The sequence below is a fragment of the Viridibacillus sp. FSL R5-0888 genome (assembly GCF_038009105.1).
In the GTDB taxonomy this organism is placed as follows: domain Bacteria; phylum Bacillota; class Bacilli; order Bacillales_A; family Planococcaceae; genus Viridibacillus; species Viridibacillus arenosi.
Genome location: NZ_JBBPAU010000001.1, coordinates 2660123 through 2677649 on the forward strand (window position 1 = coordinate 2660123; position 17527 = coordinate 2677649).

At 33.5% G+C, this 17527-nt stretch carries 20 protein-coding genes and 1 pseudogene; 10 read left to right on the forward strand and 11 right to left on the reverse strand.

The annotated features are described in order from the left end of the window. Positions 1-3: 3 nt before the first annotated feature. Positions 4-765 (reverse strand): glycosyltransferase, encoded by a 762-nt coding sequence (locus MKY02_RS13280; protein WP_076035119.1) that lies wholly within the window; start codon positions 763-765, stop codon positions 4-6. A gap of 243 nt (positions 766-1008) precedes the next feature. On the opposite strand from MKY02_RS13280, the gene MKY02_RS13285 reads away from it, so the two are divergent. Continuing rightward, on the forward strand, positions 1009-1377 hold the full coding sequence (locus MKY02_RS13285) for a VOC family protein (protein WP_038189338.1): 369 nt from the start codon (positions 1009-1011) through the stop codon (positions 1375-1377). A gap of 154 nt (positions 1378-1531) precedes the next feature. Here the strand turns inward: MKY02_RS13285 and MKY02_RS13290 are convergent, their stop codons facing one another. Next, entirely contained in the window at positions 1532-1951 is a 420-nt protein-coding gene (locus MKY02_RS13290; protein WP_038189341.1) for a DUF5391 family protein, read from the reverse strand. Positions 1952-1988: 37 nt separating this feature from the next. Continuing rightward, complete coding sequence (locus MKY02_RS13295) at positions 1989-2450, reverse strand: GNAT family N-acetyltransferase (protein ID WP_038189675.1); 462 nt, start codon at positions 2448-2450, stop codon at positions 1989-1991. A 199-nt stretch (positions 2451-2649) separates the two neighbouring features. On the opposite strand from MKY02_RS13295, the gene MKY02_RS13300 reads away from it, so the two are divergent. After that, complete coding sequence (locus tag MKY02_RS13300) at positions 2650-2820, forward strand: hypothetical protein (RefSeq protein WP_155981203.1); 171 nt, start codon at positions 2650-2652, stop codon at positions 2818-2820. A gap of 170 nt (positions 2821-2990) precedes the next feature. Here MKY02_RS13300 and MKY02_RS13305 read toward each other — a convergent pair whose 3' ends face one another. Then, positions 2991-3605, reverse strand: a complete 615-nt coding sequence (locus MKY02_RS13305; RefSeq protein WP_038189344.1) for a TetR/AcrR family transcriptional regulator — start codon at positions 3603-3605, stop codon at positions 2991-2993. A gap of 182 nt (positions 3606-3787) precedes the next feature. Between MKY02_RS13305 and kynU the strand changes: the two genes are divergently transcribed. The 3 genes from kynU to kynB all read left to right on the forward strand — a co-directional run bounded on the left by kynU (position 3788) and on the right by kynB (position 6652). Continuing rightward, positions 3788-5065, forward strand: coding sequence for a kynureninase (gene kynU, locus MKY02_RS13310; protein WP_076035118.1), 1278 nt, complete (start codon positions 3788-3790; stop codon positions 5063-5065). Between the two features lie 30 nt (positions 5066-5095). After that, on the forward strand, positions 5096-5950 hold the full coding sequence (gene kynA / locus MKY02_RS13315) for a tryptophan 2,3-dioxygenase (protein ID WP_340711352.1): 855 nt from the start codon (positions 5096-5098) through the stop codon (positions 5948-5950). A gap of 75 nt (positions 5951-6025) precedes the next feature. After that, positions 6026-6652 carry an arylformamidase gene (kynB, locus tag MKY02_RS13320; RefSeq protein WP_340709167.1) on the forward strand — a complete coding sequence of 209 codons (627 nt, stop codon included), beginning with the start codon at positions 6026-6028 and terminating at the stop codon, positions 6650-6652. Between the two features lie 227 nt (positions 6653-6879). Here the strand turns inward: kynB and MKY02_RS13325 are convergent, their stop codons facing one another. From MKY02_RS13325 to MKY02_RS13335, 3 genes are all read right to left on the reverse strand, one after another. Further along, entirely contained in the window at positions 6880-7251 is a 372-nt protein-coding gene (locus tag MKY02_RS13325; RefSeq protein ID WP_038189355.1) for a VOC family protein, read from the reverse strand. A 316-nt stretch (positions 7252-7567) separates the two neighbouring features. Beyond that, on the reverse strand, positions 7568-7768 hold the full coding sequence (locus MKY02_RS13330; RefSeq protein WP_038189357.1) for a cold-shock protein: 201 nt from the start codon (positions 7766-7768) through the stop codon (positions 7568-7570). A gap of 212 nt (positions 7769-7980) precedes the next feature. Next, positions 7981-8274: a DUF1033 family protein gene (locus tag MKY02_RS13335; protein ID WP_038189359.1), complete on the reverse strand. Its 294-nt coding sequence runs from the start codon at positions 8272-8274 to the stop codon at positions 7981-7983. A gap of 125 nt (positions 8275-8399) precedes the next feature. Here MKY02_RS13335 and MKY02_RS13340 point away from each other — a divergent pair, with 125 nt between their 5' ends. The 4 genes and pseudogenes from MKY02_RS13340 (at position 8400) to MKY02_RS13355 (ending at position 12410) form a co-directional block, all read left to right on the forward strand. After that, positions 8400-10127, forward strand: coding sequence for a globin-coupled sensor protein (locus MKY02_RS13340; protein WP_076035116.1), 1728 nt, complete (start codon positions 8400-8402; stop codon positions 10125-10127). A 98-nt stretch (positions 10128-10225) separates the two neighbouring features. Further along, positions 10226-10354: pseudogene (locus MKY02_RS13345) on the forward strand (acylphosphatase); the annotation flags it as partial. A gap of 210 nt (positions 10355-10564) precedes the next feature. Continuing rightward, a complete protein-coding gene (locus tag MKY02_RS13350; protein ID WP_038189367.1) occupies positions 10565-11221 on the forward strand; it encodes a 5-bromo-4-chloroindolyl phosphate hydrolysis family protein in 657 nt (218 codons plus the stop codon). After that, positions 11211-12410, forward strand: a complete 1200-nt coding sequence (locus MKY02_RS13355) for a toxic anion resistance protein (protein ID WP_038189370.1) — start codon at positions 11211-11213, stop codon at positions 12408-12410. The genes MKY02_RS13350 and MKY02_RS13355 overlap by 11 nt, the downstream gene beginning before the upstream one ends. A gap of 78 nt (positions 12411-12488) precedes the next feature. Here MKY02_RS13355 and MKY02_RS13360 read toward each other — a convergent pair whose 3' ends face one another. From MKY02_RS13360 to MKY02_RS13370, 3 genes are all read right to left on the reverse strand, one after another. Next, the gene (locus tag MKY02_RS13360; RefSeq protein WP_340711353.1) at positions 12489-13673 is read right to left on the reverse strand and encodes an ABC transporter permease; all 1185 of its coding nucleotides are present in this window, start codon (positions 13671-13673) and stop codon (positions 12489-12491) included. A gap of 71 nt (positions 13674-13744) precedes the next feature. After that, on the reverse strand, positions 13745-14209 hold the full coding sequence (locus MKY02_RS13365) for a DUF523 domain-containing protein (protein WP_038189376.1): 465 nt from the start codon (positions 14207-14209) through the stop codon (positions 13745-13747). A gap of 136 nt (positions 14210-14345) precedes the next feature. After that, positions 14346-14939: a GNAT family N-acetyltransferase gene (locus MKY02_RS13370; RefSeq protein ID WP_076035115.1), complete on the reverse strand. Its 594-nt coding sequence runs from the start codon at positions 14937-14939 to the stop codon at positions 14346-14348. Between the two features lie 365 nt (positions 14940-15304). On the opposite strand from MKY02_RS13370, the gene MKY02_RS13375 reads away from it, so the two are divergent. Continuing rightward, positions 15305-16570: a hypothetical protein gene (locus MKY02_RS13375; protein WP_340711356.1), complete on the forward strand. Its 1266-nt coding sequence runs from the start codon at positions 15305-15307 to the stop codon at positions 16568-16570. A gap of 300 nt (positions 16571-16870) precedes the next feature. Here MKY02_RS13375 and MKY02_RS13380 read toward each other — a convergent pair whose 3' ends face one another. After that, positions 16871-17374 carry an HIT family protein gene (locus MKY02_RS13380; protein WP_340711357.1) on the reverse strand — a complete coding sequence of 168 codons (504 nt, stop codon included), beginning with the start codon at positions 17372-17374 and terminating at the stop codon, positions 16871-16873. Between the last annotated feature and the right edge of the window lie 153 nt (positions 17375-17527).

The following is a 17527-nucleotide window of genomic DNA, read 5'->3' on the forward strand; positions in this document are numbered from 1 at the left end:
TAGTTATCTTACTTGGTTCTCATAATATGTTCTATCCGCATATTTTTGATCAGTACCATTTAAATAAGCTAAAATCACTCTTGGATTTTTCAATAATCCCCAATCCCCGTAAGCATCAAATCTTCTACATGAAGTAATCATTCCATTTTTTATCGTTCCATACTTTTTATTATTTTTCTTTCCCCATTCTTTTAATCGTTTTGCAAAATCTGCGTCTTCAGCCATTAACATATTTTCATTAAATCCGTTGATTGCGTTAAAGTCTTTTCTATAACACCAAAAAATCCCCACTGATATTAACCCGTACTTAAAAAGTAAGGGAATAATTAATAACAATGCAGAGACGATGATTCCTAAAGACATCCTTTCAAACTGCCCGTTCACGCCACCTCCAATGTATTTTCCTGATGCTAAATAATTGTCTACATTCGACAGCATTCCCTCTGTCATCTGTGTATCGGCGTCAATGGTGATGATTATTTCACCTTGTGCTATTGCAACACCTGCATTTCGGATTTTAGATAAGTTTTTATCTTTATTTTCTAATGTAATACAATTATAAGACTTTGCAACTTCCTCCGTTTTGTCTGTACATCGATTTAATACGACAATGATTTCGATTTGATCTGCATATGCTTGTGATGCCTTTTTTATTGATTCTAAACATTTCCCTATGTACTTTTCTTCATTATGTGCAGGGATTATTACGGAGAACTTTATTTTCTCTTTATGTTCCTCTTTCGATTTTTGATTTGCACTCGTCATATGCCAACTCCTTTTTGTGTTTGCCACTGACTACCCTCTTCAATAATGTATATGCTTTAAATTATGGAAGTATCGCTTTCAAATATAATTAATACAATAAATTTCCAACTTCAATCTACTCAACGGTGAATATTCCAAAAAGCGACATAAGTAATTATTATAAATATTCATAATTTTAATCATATTTTCTTATCAAATGATTTGAGATAAAATGGAAGTATAACAATTCAAGGAGGTTTTACAATGTCATTTGTATTTAAATCGATTGCTCATATTCAACTAGCTGCTCCTAAAGGTTCAGAAGACAAAGCGAAAAGATTTTTTAGTGATATTCTAGGATTTCGAGAAATTGCAAAACCAGAACTGTTAAAAAAAAGAGGTGGTGTTTGGTTTGAATTCGCTCACTATCAAATTCATATTGGAATTGAAGAACCATTTACTCCCGCCAAAAAGGCACATCCAGCTTTTGAGATAGAAAATATTGAAGCTTTAAAATCCCATTTATCCAAAAACGATATTAAATTCATTAATGATGACGATTTGCCAGGAGCCAATAGAATTTATATAAACGATCCTTTTGGTAATCGAATTGAAATTTTAGAGTGGCTTTGACATCCTTTACAATTATATTATTTCGTATATACTAGCAATCTAAAAATTAAAGAGTATGTTTTGAAACAAATTCTTCAAAACATACTCTTTATCTATATTATTAAAAAATTTGTAATTGATTTGTTCTGCCTCTGTTAAGCTAAACTACCAGTTCCTAGTCATTGGATACAACTAACCGAATGTTTGAAGGTCGAAAAGCTACAAAAAACCAGCTAATATTGACTATTATTGCAGCTAAACAGATCGCAACGACGACTAAAACTTCAGGGACGATATTTTGAACAATGCCTAAGACAAACACTGTTCCTATTGTAGCCGTAAATATTAGAATGCCGAAGCCACAAAATATTGCCATAACGAATTTCATCGCATTTATTCCTGCTAAAAATAGGATTACAGGTAATAGATAGCAGAACAATATCATCAACATGCCTAACCACATACCTACCGAGCCAAATTTATTGGTATTCGGGCCCAAATCAGAGATAGGTGTAAGTGAACTAGCGATTATTAAAGAACAAAAGAGGATTGCCGATATAAGCGTCATTACAATAACGCCTTTTTTATTCACCATCAGTATTTCTAACCACCTTATTTTTTATAGATTATATTTATTTAATAGGTAGATACATAACATCCTCATCATCATATACTTCTCCTGTAATCAGAAAACCGAATTGTTCATATAAATGGCGTGCATTTATATTTTCTTTATGGACTGTTAAACGTATCTCCTTACAAATATCAAATCGATTTACTATCCACTGAACCATCTCATTTAATGCCGCTTTACCAAACCCTCGACGTTGATATTTGTTATCCACTATAAAACCGTTTATCCAATACATATCTGTCGTATTTTCTTCATAAGCATGCATTATAAAGCCAACCATTTGCTCATTGTCATAAATGGCGAATGGTATGTATTCAACAGAATCTCCATCTGGTTTGATATATACTTTTGCAAGAGAGACTGCAACTGAAGGCACAAAATTCGTCTGTCCATTTTTAACACTTAACCTCATTGCTTCTTCCCAATTTTCTCTCGTTACGGGTTTTAATTGTACTTTTATATAAATCACCTCTATATCAATTAAATTATTAGTCATTTGCATTTCCACTACTTCATATATCCATAATACACAAATTAAGTAACAATAATCCATTTCAATTTAATAAACGACCTCTGTTTAATTACACAGTTGACATTCAACTTTTTTCAAACATTCGTTCTAAAATTGTTGTAAGAATATAAGTTTAGGTGCAGTTAGATTGGAGATAGTTGAAATTTTCAATAAAATTAATAGATTATCTGTTGTAGACAAAGAACGTCTATTATCACGTTTTAATTATTTCTTATTTCCACTTCAAGATACTCGACTTGTTTTTCAAGAAGTGATCTGGAAAAGTGAAATAATGGTATTTGAAAGGAACAATTATTAACACCCTCCTGTTTATTAAAAGTATATGTTTTATCCTTTATTTAGTATGATTCTTCTCTATATAGATTATCTGAAAAGTAGCAGGATTACTTGAATAAATAAAGCTAAATCTACTGATTGTATAAAACTTGAAGATTTTTTGAACTACCAATTATGGCATTATTAATATATTCACAAATACAAACCTTCGAAGTAAACCGAAGTGATGGTTTGAGCAATTTCTTCGATAGAACTTTGATGTTCGTTACGGACAATTTCCCAAAGATACATTTCATTTGTAAAAAACCATCCTTTTGCTACAAGCTCATGGTTTAGTTCAGCTCTTGCCAGTCCATTTTGCTGTGCATAGGCGACGTCCTTTGATATTCGCTGAATGAACTTCATCCGAATTACTTTCCATTTATCTGATATAACGGTTGAAATTCCAATAGCCTGTTCAAAAACTTGCATCATATTACGTTCAGCCTCTGCCATTTTCAAAAAAGCATTTGCTTGTTTGTTTATAATAAGCTGTGCTTCATCTTTTGATTTTGGAAAGAAAGAGGTTTCGGCAATATCATAAAACTGCTCCATGATATTCTCCATTAATACAATTAAAAGATCCTCTTTTCCTTTAAAATGAACATATGCAGTTCCATAACCGATATTTGCCTTTTTTATCATTTGAGAAATAACCGCAGCTTGAAAACCTTCTTCAAGGAAAATTTCCTTTGCAACTTCTAATAACTTTTGACGTGTCATAATTGAGCGTAAATGTCGTTTATCCCCTACTTTACCATTATCCATTCCTATTCCTCCCCTTATCTACAAGCATAAAGGAAATCCCCCAAAATAAAAAACATTTATTGGAAAAAATATTAGAATAATTTAATATTAATAATTTTCTGAATTAACTTATTGACATTGTGTCATATTCTTTGGTACGATTCTTCTGGAATATTCAGGCAAACCAATTTAGGAGGATCATTATGGTTTCAAAATACACTTTGGATTACGCAAAACGACTGGATGAGAAAGATATCCTTAAAAGTTTTCGGGAAGAGTTTTATTTAAAGCCAGATACTATCTATATGGATGGAAACTCATTGGGACTTCTTTCGAAAAGAGCTGAGCGAACTCTTTTGGAATCCTTAGAGGATTGGAAAAAATACGGGATTGACGGATGGACTCAAGGGAATCACCCATGGTTTTACATGGCAGAGAAATTGTCCAAGAAGATTGCACAATTAGTTGGTGCATCTCACGAGGAAGTTATTGTAACCGGGTCTACAACTGTAAATCTGCATCAACTTGTAGCTACTTTTTATAAGCCGGAAGGAATACGCACAAAAATTTTAGCAGATGAACTAACTTTTCCGACTGATATTTATGCTCTTCAAAGTCAACTGTCTATACATGGATACGACCCGCAAACCAACCTCATTCGTGTGAAAAGTCGCGATGGCCGATTTCTTGATGAGGATGACATTATCGAAGCAATGACCGATGACATCGCTCTGATCATCTTGCCTACAGTACTGTATCGAAGTGGTCAAATATTGGATATGAAACGTTTAACTGAGGAAGCACATAAACGAGGTATCATGATCGGATTTGACGGATGTCATTCTATTGGTGCAATTCCGCATTTATTCAGTGAATGGGGTGTTGACTTTGCGTATTGGTGTAATTATAAACACTTAAATGGTGGTCCTGGCGCAGTTGGGGGCTTATACGTAAATCGAAAACATTTTGGAACGATGCCTGGATTGGCTGGATGGTTCGGTTCCAGAAAAGATAAACAATTCGATATGGAGCATACATTAACACCAGCTGAATCTGCGGGTGCATATCAAATCGGAACACCTCATGTTTTAAGTTGTGCACCCTTGATTGGGTCTTTAGATATTTTTATAGAAGCAGGAATCGAGAATATTCGAGAAAAATCTCTAAAAATCAATCAATATTTAATAGATTTAGTGGAATTTGAGTTGGAAAATATGGGATTTTTCATTGGAACTCCTAGAGAAGACATACGTCGCGGAGGTCATGTGAGCCTTGAGCATAAAGAAGCTGCACGCATTTGTAAGGCATTGAAAGAAAACGGTGTCATTCCGGATTTCCGAGCACCTAACATCATTCGCCTTGCTCCAGTTGCCCTATATACTTCCTACGCAGAAGTTTGGAAAGTGGTACAAATACTTAAGAATATCATGTTAGAAAAAAAATATGAAAAATTCAAGAATGAACGAGAAGTGGTTGCATAACGTGAAATCCAAAAGTGAGGGGATTGCAGAATGAAGAATAAGGATAACAATGAACATATAATAACTGGGCTAGAGAAAGAAATTCAAACCGATTTTCAAAAATCGATGTCTTACGGAGATTATCTCCACCTTGATAAGATTTTATCTAGTCAGCATAGACTTTCTGACCATCATGATGAAATGCTTTTCATCATTATCCATCAAGCGAGTGAGTTATGGATGAAGCTCATTTTACATGAGTTGGCAGCTGCTACTGAGTGTATACGCCAAAATAAGCTGGAACCCTCGTTTAAAATGTTGTCGCGCGTATCGAGGATTCAACAGCAATTGATTCAGTCATGGAGTGTCCTTTCAACTTTGACGCCTTCTGAATACATGGAATTTAGGGATAAACTAGGACAATCTTCTGGATTCCAATCTTATCAAAATCGTTTGATTGAATTTGCATTAGGAAACAAAAATATCCATATGCTATCAGTCTATCAACATCAGACAGATTTATCTGAGCAAATGATGCAGGCCCTTCATGAGCCAAGTATTTATGACGCCGCGATTCATGCCCTGGTGGCGCGTGGATTACCTATTGATCAAGAAGCAATTGACAGGAATTTTTCACAAAAATATGAACCAAATGCCAGTGTGGAGGCCGCATGGTTGACAGTTTACCGCGATGTTGAGCAATATTGGGACTTATATGAGTTGGCCGAGAAGTTAGTGGACATTGGTAATCAACAGCAATTATGGCGTTTTAATCATGTAAGTACAGTGGAAAGAATTATTGGTCATAAACAAGGAACTGGTGGATCATCAGGTGTTACGTATTTAAAAAGAGTACTTGATCAACAATTTTTCCCAGAACTTTGGAGTCTAAGAACAAAGTTATAAGAAGAAATAAAGTAGGTTTTACTTTTAAAAGAACGGCAAAGAAAATAATAGCCAAAAGAGATGGAGGTAAGATGCATGGGTATATGGATAGATATTTCACAACGTCTTGATGAAAACGTTGCAGTATGGCCAGGGGATACACCATTCTCATACAAAGTCAATTGGAGTAAAGTAGAGAGTGGATCTGTCAATGTAGGTCAAATCAATATGAGTTTACACACTGGTACTCATATTGATGCACCTTTTCATTTTGATAACGATGGAAAAAGAGTAATTGATCTGGATCTCGATTTATATATAGGGAATGCAACAGTCATCCATTTACCAAACAGAACTAGCATTGGCGTCAATGAATTATCCAATCTAAATCTACAAGGCGTGACGCGATTGTTAATCCGCACAGATGCATGGAAGGATCGAAGTGAGTTTCCACAAACCATTCCTCATATCCAACCAGAATTAGCGGCATATCTTTCAGAACTCGGTGTTCGTCTTATTGGTCTTGATTTGCCTTCTGTAGATCCACTTGATAGTAAAGAATTGTCTGCTCATCATGAACTTGCCAGTCATAGAATTCACATTTTAGAGGGGCTTGTATTAGACGATATTGGACCAGGTAATTATGAGTTGGCAGCCCTCCCACTTCCATTGGTTGAAGCAGATGGAAGTCCTGTACGTGCTGTATTGAAAAAGTTACTTTAAAAGAAATATAAAAATTTATACATCAATAAAAAAACACATATTAGCCATCACTAATATGTGTTTTTCTTTTTTATGGATTATTAGAAGGTGAGATTTATCGCTCCCATTAACAATATTTCAGATGATATGATAAAATTGCGAATCCAGAATACTCGTTTAGTCATCGACAAGATTCCACCAATTTGGTTGTACAAAACACTATTGTTTAAATGGCGTTTAGTTAAGAATTATTTTGGTTCAATAATAGCAAAGTAATTCTCTTCTACATCCGCAAAGTTAAACACTTTCCCATGAGGTAATTCAACAATTGCTCCGACTTTTACGCCTTTTCCCTGTAAAGTTTGATAGTCTTTTTCAAGATCATTTGAATAAAGCAAAATAGATGGTGTACCTAAATGTAATTCCGGACTCATCTTAGCTATAAATTCTTTATCATGCAAAACAAAGCTAGTCTCACTGTCTTCAGTAGGTGCAAGCTCTACCGATAATGGTTCGGTGCTTTTTTGTCGAACTACAAAGTTTAATTTATCCTCCCAAAAAGTTGACACTGCCTCAACATCGTTTACATATAGCATTACTTGTCCAATTTTATTAATCATAACGCCACCTCCTATTTGATTAAAATAGTATAACATTTTGATTACGGTTATATAAAGACTATCACTTCCCTATAACCTCAGAAATCACGATTACTTCTTTTTTAATATCATTTATTTAATTATTCTGAACGTATTTGGATTCTTAGAAATCTTCTTCCAAAAATAATTTGTAATAATGTATTATTTCACTCATTTAAACTTATACTAGCAACAGAAGCTTTTCTGATACATATTTTTCAAAGAACACTTACCATATACATAAAAAAAGAACAAAAAAAGGAATATCCCGAAAGATATTCCTTTTTATTAGCTAATATTAAAGTTTAGTAACGTTAGCTGCTTGTGGTCCGCGGTTACCTTCAACTACTTCAAACTCAACTTTTTGACCTTCGTCAAGAGTTTTGAAGCCATCACCTTGGATAGCGCTGAAGTGTACGAATACGTCGTTTTCGCCTTCAACTTCGATAAAACCGAAGCCTTTTTCTGAGTTAAACCATTTTACTGTACCTTGTTTCATGTGAGAAAACCTCCAAAAAAATAAATGTAGACAATATGCAATTAATGACCGAAATCAAAAATTCACATATTACATAAAGTACCGAACTACTGCCGATCACTTTATGTAATATGTGAATGCGAGTTGCGGTTAATCAATTTCAATTGTTAAGATAATTATACGTACAGCTGGAAGTTTTGTCAACGAATGTTCATGATTTTTGGTAAATATTCTTATATTTTAGGTTGATTTTTCTCATCTAACCAAATAATACCGTGATAAGTTTGGATATCTTCATCACAAGCTTCACAAAACCCAATTTCATCATCAGACCAAAATGCCCAGAATCGTTCTTTTTTACTAGAGTCGTGATCATACTTTTCTTTAAAATTTTGTAATGTCTCAACCAAATATTGTTCGGCTTCTTCTTTTATTTCAAATGCATTTTCTTCAACAATATGTTCTTCCCAACCTTCAAATTGCCACCACGGCTCATAATCCGCTTTCATATAAATTATTTTATACATATTTTTCAAATCCTTTTATTTGTATTTTGAATATTCTATCGAAATCTTTTTTGTGCCTTTATTCCCTACTGTTAATGTGCTAAAATTACTATAAAAATACAATATTTTAACACAGGGGGATACGGATGTTTGCTACTATTAGACCCAAATTAGAAATGGCTCAACTACTCCAAAGAGGAACTGATATCAATACCATTGGGAGATTTAAAGATACACTAGCATTTAATAATTTCCATAAAAGAGATGAAGAAAACTTAAAAGAGCTGTATTCAAAATTATTGGAATGTACACCTTCTATGCGTGATATTTTCACAAAATACTTAGAAGAAATTGCACCTGAAAAGCATAATCCAATTTCTGATCAATATATAGAAAAATACTTAAATGCATTCTTTTTACATCCAAGAGATGAAAAGTACGTAGATGAAACAGTACGTTTCTTCTACTTATTCAGACACCATAAATTTGAACCAGGTAAAACTATTGTTATCTTCAATCAATTTGCTTTTTATGTGACTACACACATATTGTATAACTTTGGGTACAAACCTGCCAAAGCATTCGACTTGATGCGTTCATTTCAAGGTGCTGTGAATATCGATCAAGAACTATTATTTGAGGTAGCGACAGAAAGAATGATTGAACACGCAGTTAGTGAAGTTTCAGCTTTGATGGATACGAACTCACAAATTATGTATATGAAAGACCTTGTATATAGTTTGGATCGTCAAAACGAAGAAATTCAATCATCCACTGCTGCAACAGAGCAGATTACTGCCTCCATTAGTGAAGTAGCTAAAACATCCGCCCGTATTTCTGAAAAAACAGCTGACTCCGTTGAATATGCAACAAATAGTAAAAACACAATTGACTTAGCATTAAATGAAATCTTCAAAACAGAAGAAACCTTCACATCGATTGTAGAATCATTCAGTGAATTACAAAAACGAGTCAATGATATCGAGAATGTAGTAACTTTAATAAAAGAGATTGCTGATCAAACAAACCTACTTGCGCTAAATGCTTCTATAGAAGCTGCACGTGCAGGTGAACACGGAAAGGGCTTTGCTGTTGTTGCTCAAGAAGTTCGTAAGCTCGCTGAAAACACTGTATCAGCATTAGGAGAAGTCTCTTCAAACGTACAACATCTAAAAAGCTATTCAAGTAATGTAGCAACATCAATTTCTCAAACAACTACTATTATAAAAGAGGCAACAAATGAGGCAAAAGATTCCCTACCACTTCTTTCCTCAATCGTAGAAGCGATCGAAGAGATCAATGTGGATGTAACCAATACAGCAGCAATATCAGAACAACAAGCTGCAGCAATAGATGAAGTCTCTCATCGTATGGTACAAATTTCTGATTTGCAAGATGATATTCGCGAATTAGGACAAGCTACATCAGCTGGTATCCATCAACTAGGTGCTGAGATTAATCATTTCCGATTAAGCATTGTTGAAAATAATAACGTCCAACTTTCAAGTAATGCTCTATTACAATTATCAAAAGCAGATCATATTCTATGGAAATGGCGCGTCTATAATATGTTCTTAGGGCTAGAGAAAATTGAAGAAAGTGAAGTATCTTCACATAGAGATTGCAGACTAGGGAAATGGTATTCATCTGAAAAAGCACGCGATAGATTCGATAAAGAAAAAGCCTATATCGAGTTAGACGCATATCATCAAAAAGTTCATGAAGCTGCAAAACGAGCAGCTGTTTCCTATAATGCAGGTAAAATCTCCGATGCTGAATTAGCACTAAAAGAGGTTGAAAGTTCATCTCAGCAAGTACTCCATTTTATTAATGAACTCATTGAAAAATTGGAAAAAGAGCGCTTCATAATATAATATAAATATAGGTAAGCCGATAATATAGAAAATTCCGGCTTACCACTTCTGAATTTATTGGGGACAACAGTATGAAAAAGTGAGCGCATTTCGTATTTACTGGCAAAGTTCAAAATAACGGATATCGATTTTTCTTTAAACAAAAATCTATTGAAATCGACTTGAAGGGTACATGCTATTTAAATGAACGTAAACAAATTGAAGTTGATGTATACGACATAATATAACAAATCTAACAATTTCTACCATATGTACAACGTGGTGTTAATCCACAATCGGAAAATAATAGTTTTCGTGTTGAATTACATAATGATTTAAAAGGGTATACTTCTATGGAGTCGGATATAGTTTTAACCGACTCTTTTTTGTACGATAAAGTGAAACTTTCTTGTATCTATTTCGTACATAATATTAGGGTGTTTAAGGAGGAATTTAAAATGCTCAATTTCCGACACTTTCTAGCAAGATATGCAATCACAATCCCTTTTACTTTCTTCATGTGGTTTGTATTTCTATTTGGTTTTAAACTGAATTTTCTTGAATGTTCTGGCTTAGGTTTAATCACTTATTTTACAACAGCCTATATTGTGAAAAAAGTTCAAGTAAGAAAGCAATTGAAACTGGTAGGCATAACTCGCTCAGAATATCGTCACATTAAAGAACAAATGATGCTTGCAGAAGCACAAATTAAAAACTTAAATCGACACTACACAAAGGTTCGCTCTATCTCGGCCTTTAAACAACTATTTGAAATGAATCGATTAGCAAAACGGATTTTCCAAATCGTACGGACAAACCCAAAGAAATTTTACCAAGCTGAAGATTTCTTTTATGCACATCTAGAATCAGCTGCTGAATTAACTGAGAAATATGCCCTACTCTCAACGCAACCGATTAAAGACATAGATGTTCATATAGCTCTTCAACAAACGCGCGATACATTAGAAGACTTAAATCATACAATGCAAGAAGATCTACGAGCAGTTTTAGCATCTGATATAGAAGAGTTAAAAATGGAACTTGATTTTGCACAGATCTCAACGCAAAAAAACAAGCCTTTGCTAGCTCGAAAGGAGAATTTATATGACGAATAATCCATCTTCACCCGAACCAATTAAATCAATGGACGACCTACTTAGTAATCCGTTTGATATGCAACCAGAACTAGCGAAAGCACCATCTGTATCTCCTACTCCGGACATGCCCGTCAAACAAATTGACCGATTATCGGATGAGGATAAAAAGAAAGCGGAACAACTTGCTTCGCAAATTCCAGTTGGTAACTATGAATCCATTTTAACTTACGGTGCTAATGCTCAAAACGAACTTTCACGCTTTTCTCATCAAATGCTTGACCATGTACAACGTAAAGATATTGGTCCAGTGGGTGATGTCTTAAAAGATTTAATGGATAAGCTATCTGAAATCGATCCTGAAGAACTTTCTCAAGATAAAAAGTCAGGTCTTCGCAAACTTTTCGGTAAAATAGCACGTCCAATCCAAGAAATGATGACAAAATATCAAAAACTTAGCACACAAATTGACCGCATAGGCATTCAATTGGAACATTCTAAACGCGGTTTAGTAGAAGATGTGCAAATGCTTGATAAACTATATGAGCAAAACAAAACGTATTTCGAAGCATTGAATGTTTATATCGCTGCAGCTGAACTAAAACGCGACGAAATCACAGCCAAATTATTACCAGAATTACGTCAAAAAGCAGAATTTGCTAACGACCAAATGCTTGTACAAGAAGTAAATGATTTAGCTCAATTCGTGGATCGTCTTGAAAAACGTATTTACGACTTACAACTATCTCGTCAAATTACAATTCAATCTGCGCCACAAATCCGAATGATCCAACAAACGAACCAAACGTTAGCAGAGAAAATTCAAGCTTCAATTATGACGGCTATCCCTTTATGGAAAAACCAAATTGCTATCGCTCTTACTTTAAACAATCAACGAAGAGCCGTAGAAGCACAAAAACAAGTTACTAAAACAACGAACGACCTGTTACTTAAAAACTCTGAAATGCTAAAAGTAAATACCATTGAAACTGCAAAAGAAAACGAACGCGGTCTCATCGAAATCGATACTTTGAAAAAAACACAAGAAAACCTTCTTCAAACAATCGAAGAAACTCTTCAAATCCAAGCAGATGGACGTCAAAAACGAAAAGCTGCTGAAATTGAAATTGCTCGTATGGAAGGCGAATTAAAACAACGTCTACTAGCTATTCATACACAACAACAAAATAATAATCGTCCGAATTATTAATTACAAAAAGAGATCAATTCAGTTAACTGAATTGATCTCTTTTTTATGATTATTTTTCCGACCAATAATATCGCTGTGTTACTTCGTTCCAGTAAAGCGAATTGTCATTTTCCCTATGATAAGTATTAGTATGAAACTAATAAATGAAACTGTTTGTACAAAGCTACTTAACAAAACAATATTACTTTGTAATAGCATCAATGTACGTAATAGCTTATTCACGGCTATTTGTTGATTAGTTACTGGAATCGGATAAAAGGCATTCATTCGAACACCCCTCGGAGAAATGAACATATGTTTAATTTGGTATGTCGTTGCAAATGACAAGGCACTTACAATCACCCATACAACAAAAGGTACGTTTACAAAAGCTACTATAAAAGCTGAAATAATCGTTAACCTCAACCATAAATAGATAGACTCATCTGTTCTCATAAATGTACGAACTATTAAATAAAGAGAAGTATTCTTTTGATCGTAATGTATAAGTTTAGTCGCAAAATCTAGCCATGCTCTTCGACTAATATTTTCTTTTAAAAAAGGTACATCTGTAAAATAACTCACAAATCGATAAAATCGAGCCATTCGAGCACTTTCGATCTTCGAAAAATAGTCATACGGAATAGGTTCTAATATAGCTTTCTTTCTATCCTGTTTCTCATATGCTAATAATATGACAATAATAACAAAGAAGAGAATGATTTCACCCTCGATAGCAAGTTTCAATACAATAATTGAAATGCACAACCGAAGTAAACGATTAAAAAAGTGATATCTCCCCTGCTGCTTCCGATGATTTGAAAACTCAATTTGAACATTTAAATATTTTAAGATTAGTATCGTACAAAATCCCAATGAGATTTTCCATAGAGATGGACTTTCCACACTTAATAAAAGTGGAATTGCAGCAATATATATGACTAATACACCGAAAATTTGCGACCAGTATGTCCATATCAGTGCTTTTTTAAAAAAGCTACCCATTCCGGACTCTAACTGTAAAAAATAGACCTGGTCAGGTTCACGAATTAATGTTGTCGGACTACTAAATGACAACAATATCCCACAAACAGTGGATACTAGCAACTCAGAAGGGAAATCATGCGGAACCACCTGTAACCATTTCATATAATAAGCAACAGCAAAGCTTCCGGCAATAATTATAGCTATATAACTTGTAGCAAAGACAAACCGTAGGTATTTAAAAAGTTCTTTCAAATATTGTCGGAATCTTTTAGCCCATATTTCTTCTAGATTCTTCATTATATTCTCCTACATATTAAATGACTTTTTAATTTACGTTAGCCTGGAATTCTTTAACATAGTTATCTTTGTTATACCTCAACCTTAACTTCGGAAAACTGTTCTTCTGAGATTACTTGTAATCCATTTCTTTTGAGTAAAGCAGTTGTCACACCATTTCCGACAATTTTTTCATTTTCAAATTGTCCATTATAAATCATTGTACTACCACATGATGGGCTATATTCTTTGAGGACAATTATAGTTGCATTTAGCTCCTGTACCTTTTTAAGTGTAGCAAAAGCACCTTTTATGTATAATTCCGTAACATCTCTACCTGACTGTTCAATTACTTTAGCCTTCCCGTCCAGTACATCTTCCCCATTACCTCCTATTATTTCCGCAGGTTCTCTTGGTGTTGAGAAACCACCTAACAGTTCAGGACATACAGTTACAGCCTTTTTTTCTTCTATTAGTTTATGAATTTTATGATTTAAACTATGTGTACCGTTATATCTTACCTTTAATCCTGCCAAACATGAACTTACGACTATCATCGTTATCACCTCTATATTATATAATCTCAAGAAAAAAACACCTCTGAAAAAGAATCTTAATTACTTAGAGATGTTTATGTATATTAAGATTTTCTCGCTTTAATAAAACCCCTATTAATAAATATATAATTCAATTTTAGTCATACTCACTAAAGAATTTCTTTTTCGTATCAAACCATTCATCTGCAATAATACTAAAATATACATCATCTCTTTGCTTTCCATACTGATCTATATAATTGCTTCGAAAAATTCCTTCTTGTTTAGCACCTAGCTTTATAATTGCGTTTTGTGATTTTTTATTATCAATATCTGCACTAAATTGAACTCGGTTAAATTTCATTTGTTCAAAAACATATCGTAACAATTCATATTTACAAGCTTTATTGTGTCCTGTTCCTTGGAACTTTGTACCATACCAAGTCCATCCAATTTCCAAACGTTTGTTATGAAAATTTATATTTCCTAACCTTGTACTACCTATTACACTTTCACTTTCTTTATCAATAATAATAAATGGATATGCTTTCCCTTCTAGCTTTTCTAATAAGGTTGTATCTATATATTCTTCTAATTCATGTTCTGTGCGAATAGAGAAACCCATATATCTCCATATATGCTCATCGAAAACTATTTTCTTTAGTGGTTCTTTATATTTTAATGAAAAAGGGACAACCAATACTCTCGCATTTTCTAACATAATATCAGCTTGAAAAAAGTCATTCATCATCAATACACATCCCATTATTTATTTAATAGCCTTAGCACCTCTATATGGATAATAAGTTGAATTTTGATATTCTCGATATGCATTTACAATATACACCATTAAGAAGGTTGTCAATAACAAATACCCATTCAATTAATCCTACTACAAGATGTAATCAGTATGTATCTAGATCTAACGTATTTGATGATTTTAGAGCACACTTTTTCCCCCTCCAGTTTTGGATACAAGGAATTATTTAGATAGATGCATATTTGATTTGGACTGAATAGACAAATGATTTCTTTATTATCAAAATATAACCATTGGTATATCTGTTAAACTAATAGAAAATGATTAATTCAATTAATTCGAAAGGATATGAAAAAATGCTAAAAAAATTACAAAAATACGTATCTCAACACATAAAAAGTATACAAGAAATCGAAGACAACATTTTTGTAATTTTAGGGAGTCCAGCTGAAGGGACTCTGGAATTAGACGAACAAGGTCAACTCTTAAGTTTCTCTTTTCATAATGAAATTATAAAAGAGGAGTTACTTCCAATAGAAGAACTTATTAATGTTGCAAATCAATTTGTAAAAGAGTTTGATTGTCGTACGCTCACTTTAGATGGTTTTGTTAATGTAGAGAATTATTTTATGGCCATCTATGAAAAACTTGATGATAAATTGGGGTTGCCTATCCCTAATAGTGGCGCTATGCTTACGATTTCTCCTGAGGGATATATTTTGTCTGCTAATTTTTATAGGGATCTGTATACATTGCTTTATCCTGAAATAAAGCTGACTGCTGAAGAAGCGAAGGGAATTATTATGAAAGAGCAATTGATTGAGTTAACGATTCAAACTGAACCAACATATGTCTATACATATACTCCTATACATACAATTTTTGGCATTACTGTAGATGGTCATTTATCTACGGCGAACGATATGATAGAAATCGAATTACCAACATGGGCACCATTGCCTGATATACAGGTGAATCAAACACTTACAGAACTTTTACAAGGCAATCATTTAACTGACGAAATACCGAAAATTATTAAAGTGGAAAACGATGCTGGTTACAATTATTCCGTAATAGCAGAACTTAATCATGAAGTAGGAGACCCACTTCCCTACAACACACTATATAATAAGGCTCTTCAAGTGCTGAAAATTCTTGTCGTCGACTACTATACACACTATAAACTTGAAGAACAAGTATACTATGATCATATATTCCAATATAGCCCGTTCCGTTCGATAAACAAGCCAATGGAAGGAACTGAAGATCAATTTATTTCATTTCGCTTTGTTTACCATTTTGAAAAAATATTATTACATGAATATGCGATAGAAATGACTATGGGACGTCGTTCAGGATGCTTCTACAATATTATCGTTAATACAATAGACTATGCCGCTTTAAAGTTAATCAAAAAACCTCGTATCTCATTAAAAACAGCTGATACTATTTTCAAAAATGAAATGAGCTTGTCCCTATCTTTTGAACGAGTAAATCTTGTAAATAATGTTTATAGCCTTGTCTATTTAATTGATTTTCCAAGAACAAAAGCGCATATTGAAAAAATAGATGTGAATACCGGAGAAATCACTTATGTTGAGACAGGTTTTATCGAATATTGAATAAACAAATACCACATTTTTAAGGTATACGAAACTCTTTACTTATAAAGGAAACCATAGACATGTCATTTATACATTTCGAATCTAAAGTTTTAAGTGTCAAATCATTGTTTGTGAGTTATTTTGATTTCCCAGAAGTGCAACGATAATTATTATTGCGGGTGAGATTATCTCAATACCCCTTATCCGGCTTTACGGTGATACTATTTCTAGCGGTAACCCATATAAGTTTCGAAATGTTATGCAGGAATCATGAACTTCTACGTTTGAATCAACACCCTACTAAACATAGGAGTGCTTTCATTGAAAAATAAGATAGTACTTATTTAATTCTTCTCTTAATGCATCTATTCCTTCAATTACTCTATTTACATTTTCACCATTATTTAATTCGTTCCTTGCATGAAGCAAAACTGGCCTAACTGATTCGACGGAACGACCAAACTCGTTCATCCATTCGTAGCGAGGAACCATCCAAGTGTGAAAGTGATGGGTGGTATCTTCATTATAAAAGTAATAAACATGTTCTATGCCCAGTACCTCTCTTTGTGCTTTTCTAATCTTAGATAATAAGTTTATGTAATCAATCATTTCTTCTTCATTTAATTCATCCAAACATTTAATATGTCGTTTCGATGCTAAAATAACTAACCCCTTTATCGGATATGCAACGTCTTGATGCGCGTGAAAATACTCTGTTTCAACTATTACACCACCATCAATTTCAATTAGACCATTTGTTATTGCACAACTCAAGCATTCAACGGCAACTGTTTTTCCATTAGATAAAGTGATTTCCCTCATAATTCCTCCTAAAAACATAAATATATAAAGCTAATAATTAGTTTACAACAATAAAGGGAATTATATCCATTAATAGGGCTGTAAAAATACCGTATCCTTATCATTTAGATTAGGTAATAATTGCTTTAAGATTATACAAGTATTATTACTTTC

What these genes read in the sequence shown, in the direction of transcription:
- MKY02_RS13340 (WP_076035116.1), top strand. Translation starts at nt 8,400, where the DNA reads ATGTTTGCTACTATTAGACCCAAATTAGAAATGGCTCAACTACTCCAA.
- MKY02_RS13280 (WP_076035119.1), bottom strand. Translation starts at nt 765, where the DNA reads ATGACGAGTGCAAATCAAAAATCGAAAGAGGAACATAAAGAGAAAATA.
- kynB (WP_340709167.1), top strand. Translation starts at nt 6,026, where the DNA reads ATGGGTATATGGATAGATATTTCACAACGTCTTGATGAAAACGTTGCA.
- MKY02_RS13305 (WP_038189344.1), bottom strand. Translation starts at nt 3,605, where the DNA reads ATGGATAATGGTAAAGTAGGGGATAAACGACATTTACGCTCAATTATG.
- MKY02_RS13375 (WP_340711356.1), top strand. Translation starts at nt 15,305, where the DNA reads ATGCTAAAAAAATTACAAAAATACGTATCTCAACACATAAAAAGTATA.
- MKY02_RS13330 (WP_038189357.1), bottom strand. Translation starts at nt 7,768, where the DNA reads ATGAAACAAGGTACAGTAAAATGGTTTAACTCAGAAAAAGGCTTCGGT.
- MKY02_RS13360 (WP_340711353.1), bottom strand. Translation starts at nt 13,673, where the DNA reads ATGAAGAATCTAGAAGAAATATGGGCTAAAAGATTCCGACAATATTTG.
- MKY02_RS13350 (WP_038189367.1), top strand. Translation starts at nt 10,565, where the DNA reads ATGCTCAATTTCCGACACTTTCTAGCAAGATATGCAATCACAATCCCT.
- kynA (WP_340711352.1), top strand. Translation starts at nt 5,096, where the DNA reads ATGAAGAATAAGGATAACAATGAACATATAATAACTGGGCTAGAGAAA.
- MKY02_RS13365 (WP_038189376.1), bottom strand. Translation starts at nt 14,209, where the DNA reads ATGATAGTCGTAAGTTCATGTTTGGCAGGATTAAAGGTAAGATATAAC.
- MKY02_RS13335 (WP_038189359.1), bottom strand. Translation starts at nt 8,274, where the DNA reads ATGTATAAAATAATTTATATGAAAGCGGATTATGAGCCGTGGTGGCAA.
- kynU (WP_076035118.1), top strand. Translation starts at nt 3,788, where the DNA reads ATGGTTTCAAAATACACTTTGGATTACGCAAAACGACTGGATGAGAAA.
- MKY02_RS13290 (WP_038189341.1), bottom strand. Translation starts at nt 1,951, where the DNA reads ATGGTGAATAAAAAAGGCGTTATTGTAATGACGCTTATATCGGCAATC.
- MKY02_RS13355 (WP_038189370.1), top strand. Translation starts at nt 11,211, where the DNA reads ATGACGAATAATCCATCTTCACCCGAACCAATTAAATCAATGGACGAC.
- MKY02_RS13380 (WP_340711357.1), bottom strand. Translation starts at nt 17,374, where the DNA reads ATGAGGGAAATCACTTTATCTAATGGAAAAACAGTTGCCGTTGAATGC.
- MKY02_RS13285 (WP_038189338.1), top strand. Translation starts at nt 1,009, where the DNA reads ATGTCATTTGTATTTAAATCGATTGCTCATATTCAACTAGCTGCTCCT.
- MKY02_RS13370 (WP_076035115.1), bottom strand. Translation starts at nt 14,939, where the DNA reads ATGATGAATGACTTTTTTCAAGCTGATATTATGTTAGAAAATGCGAGA.
- MKY02_RS13325 (WP_038189355.1), bottom strand. Translation starts at nt 7,251, where the DNA reads ATGATTAATAAAATTGGACAAGTAATGCTATATGTAAACGATGTTGAG.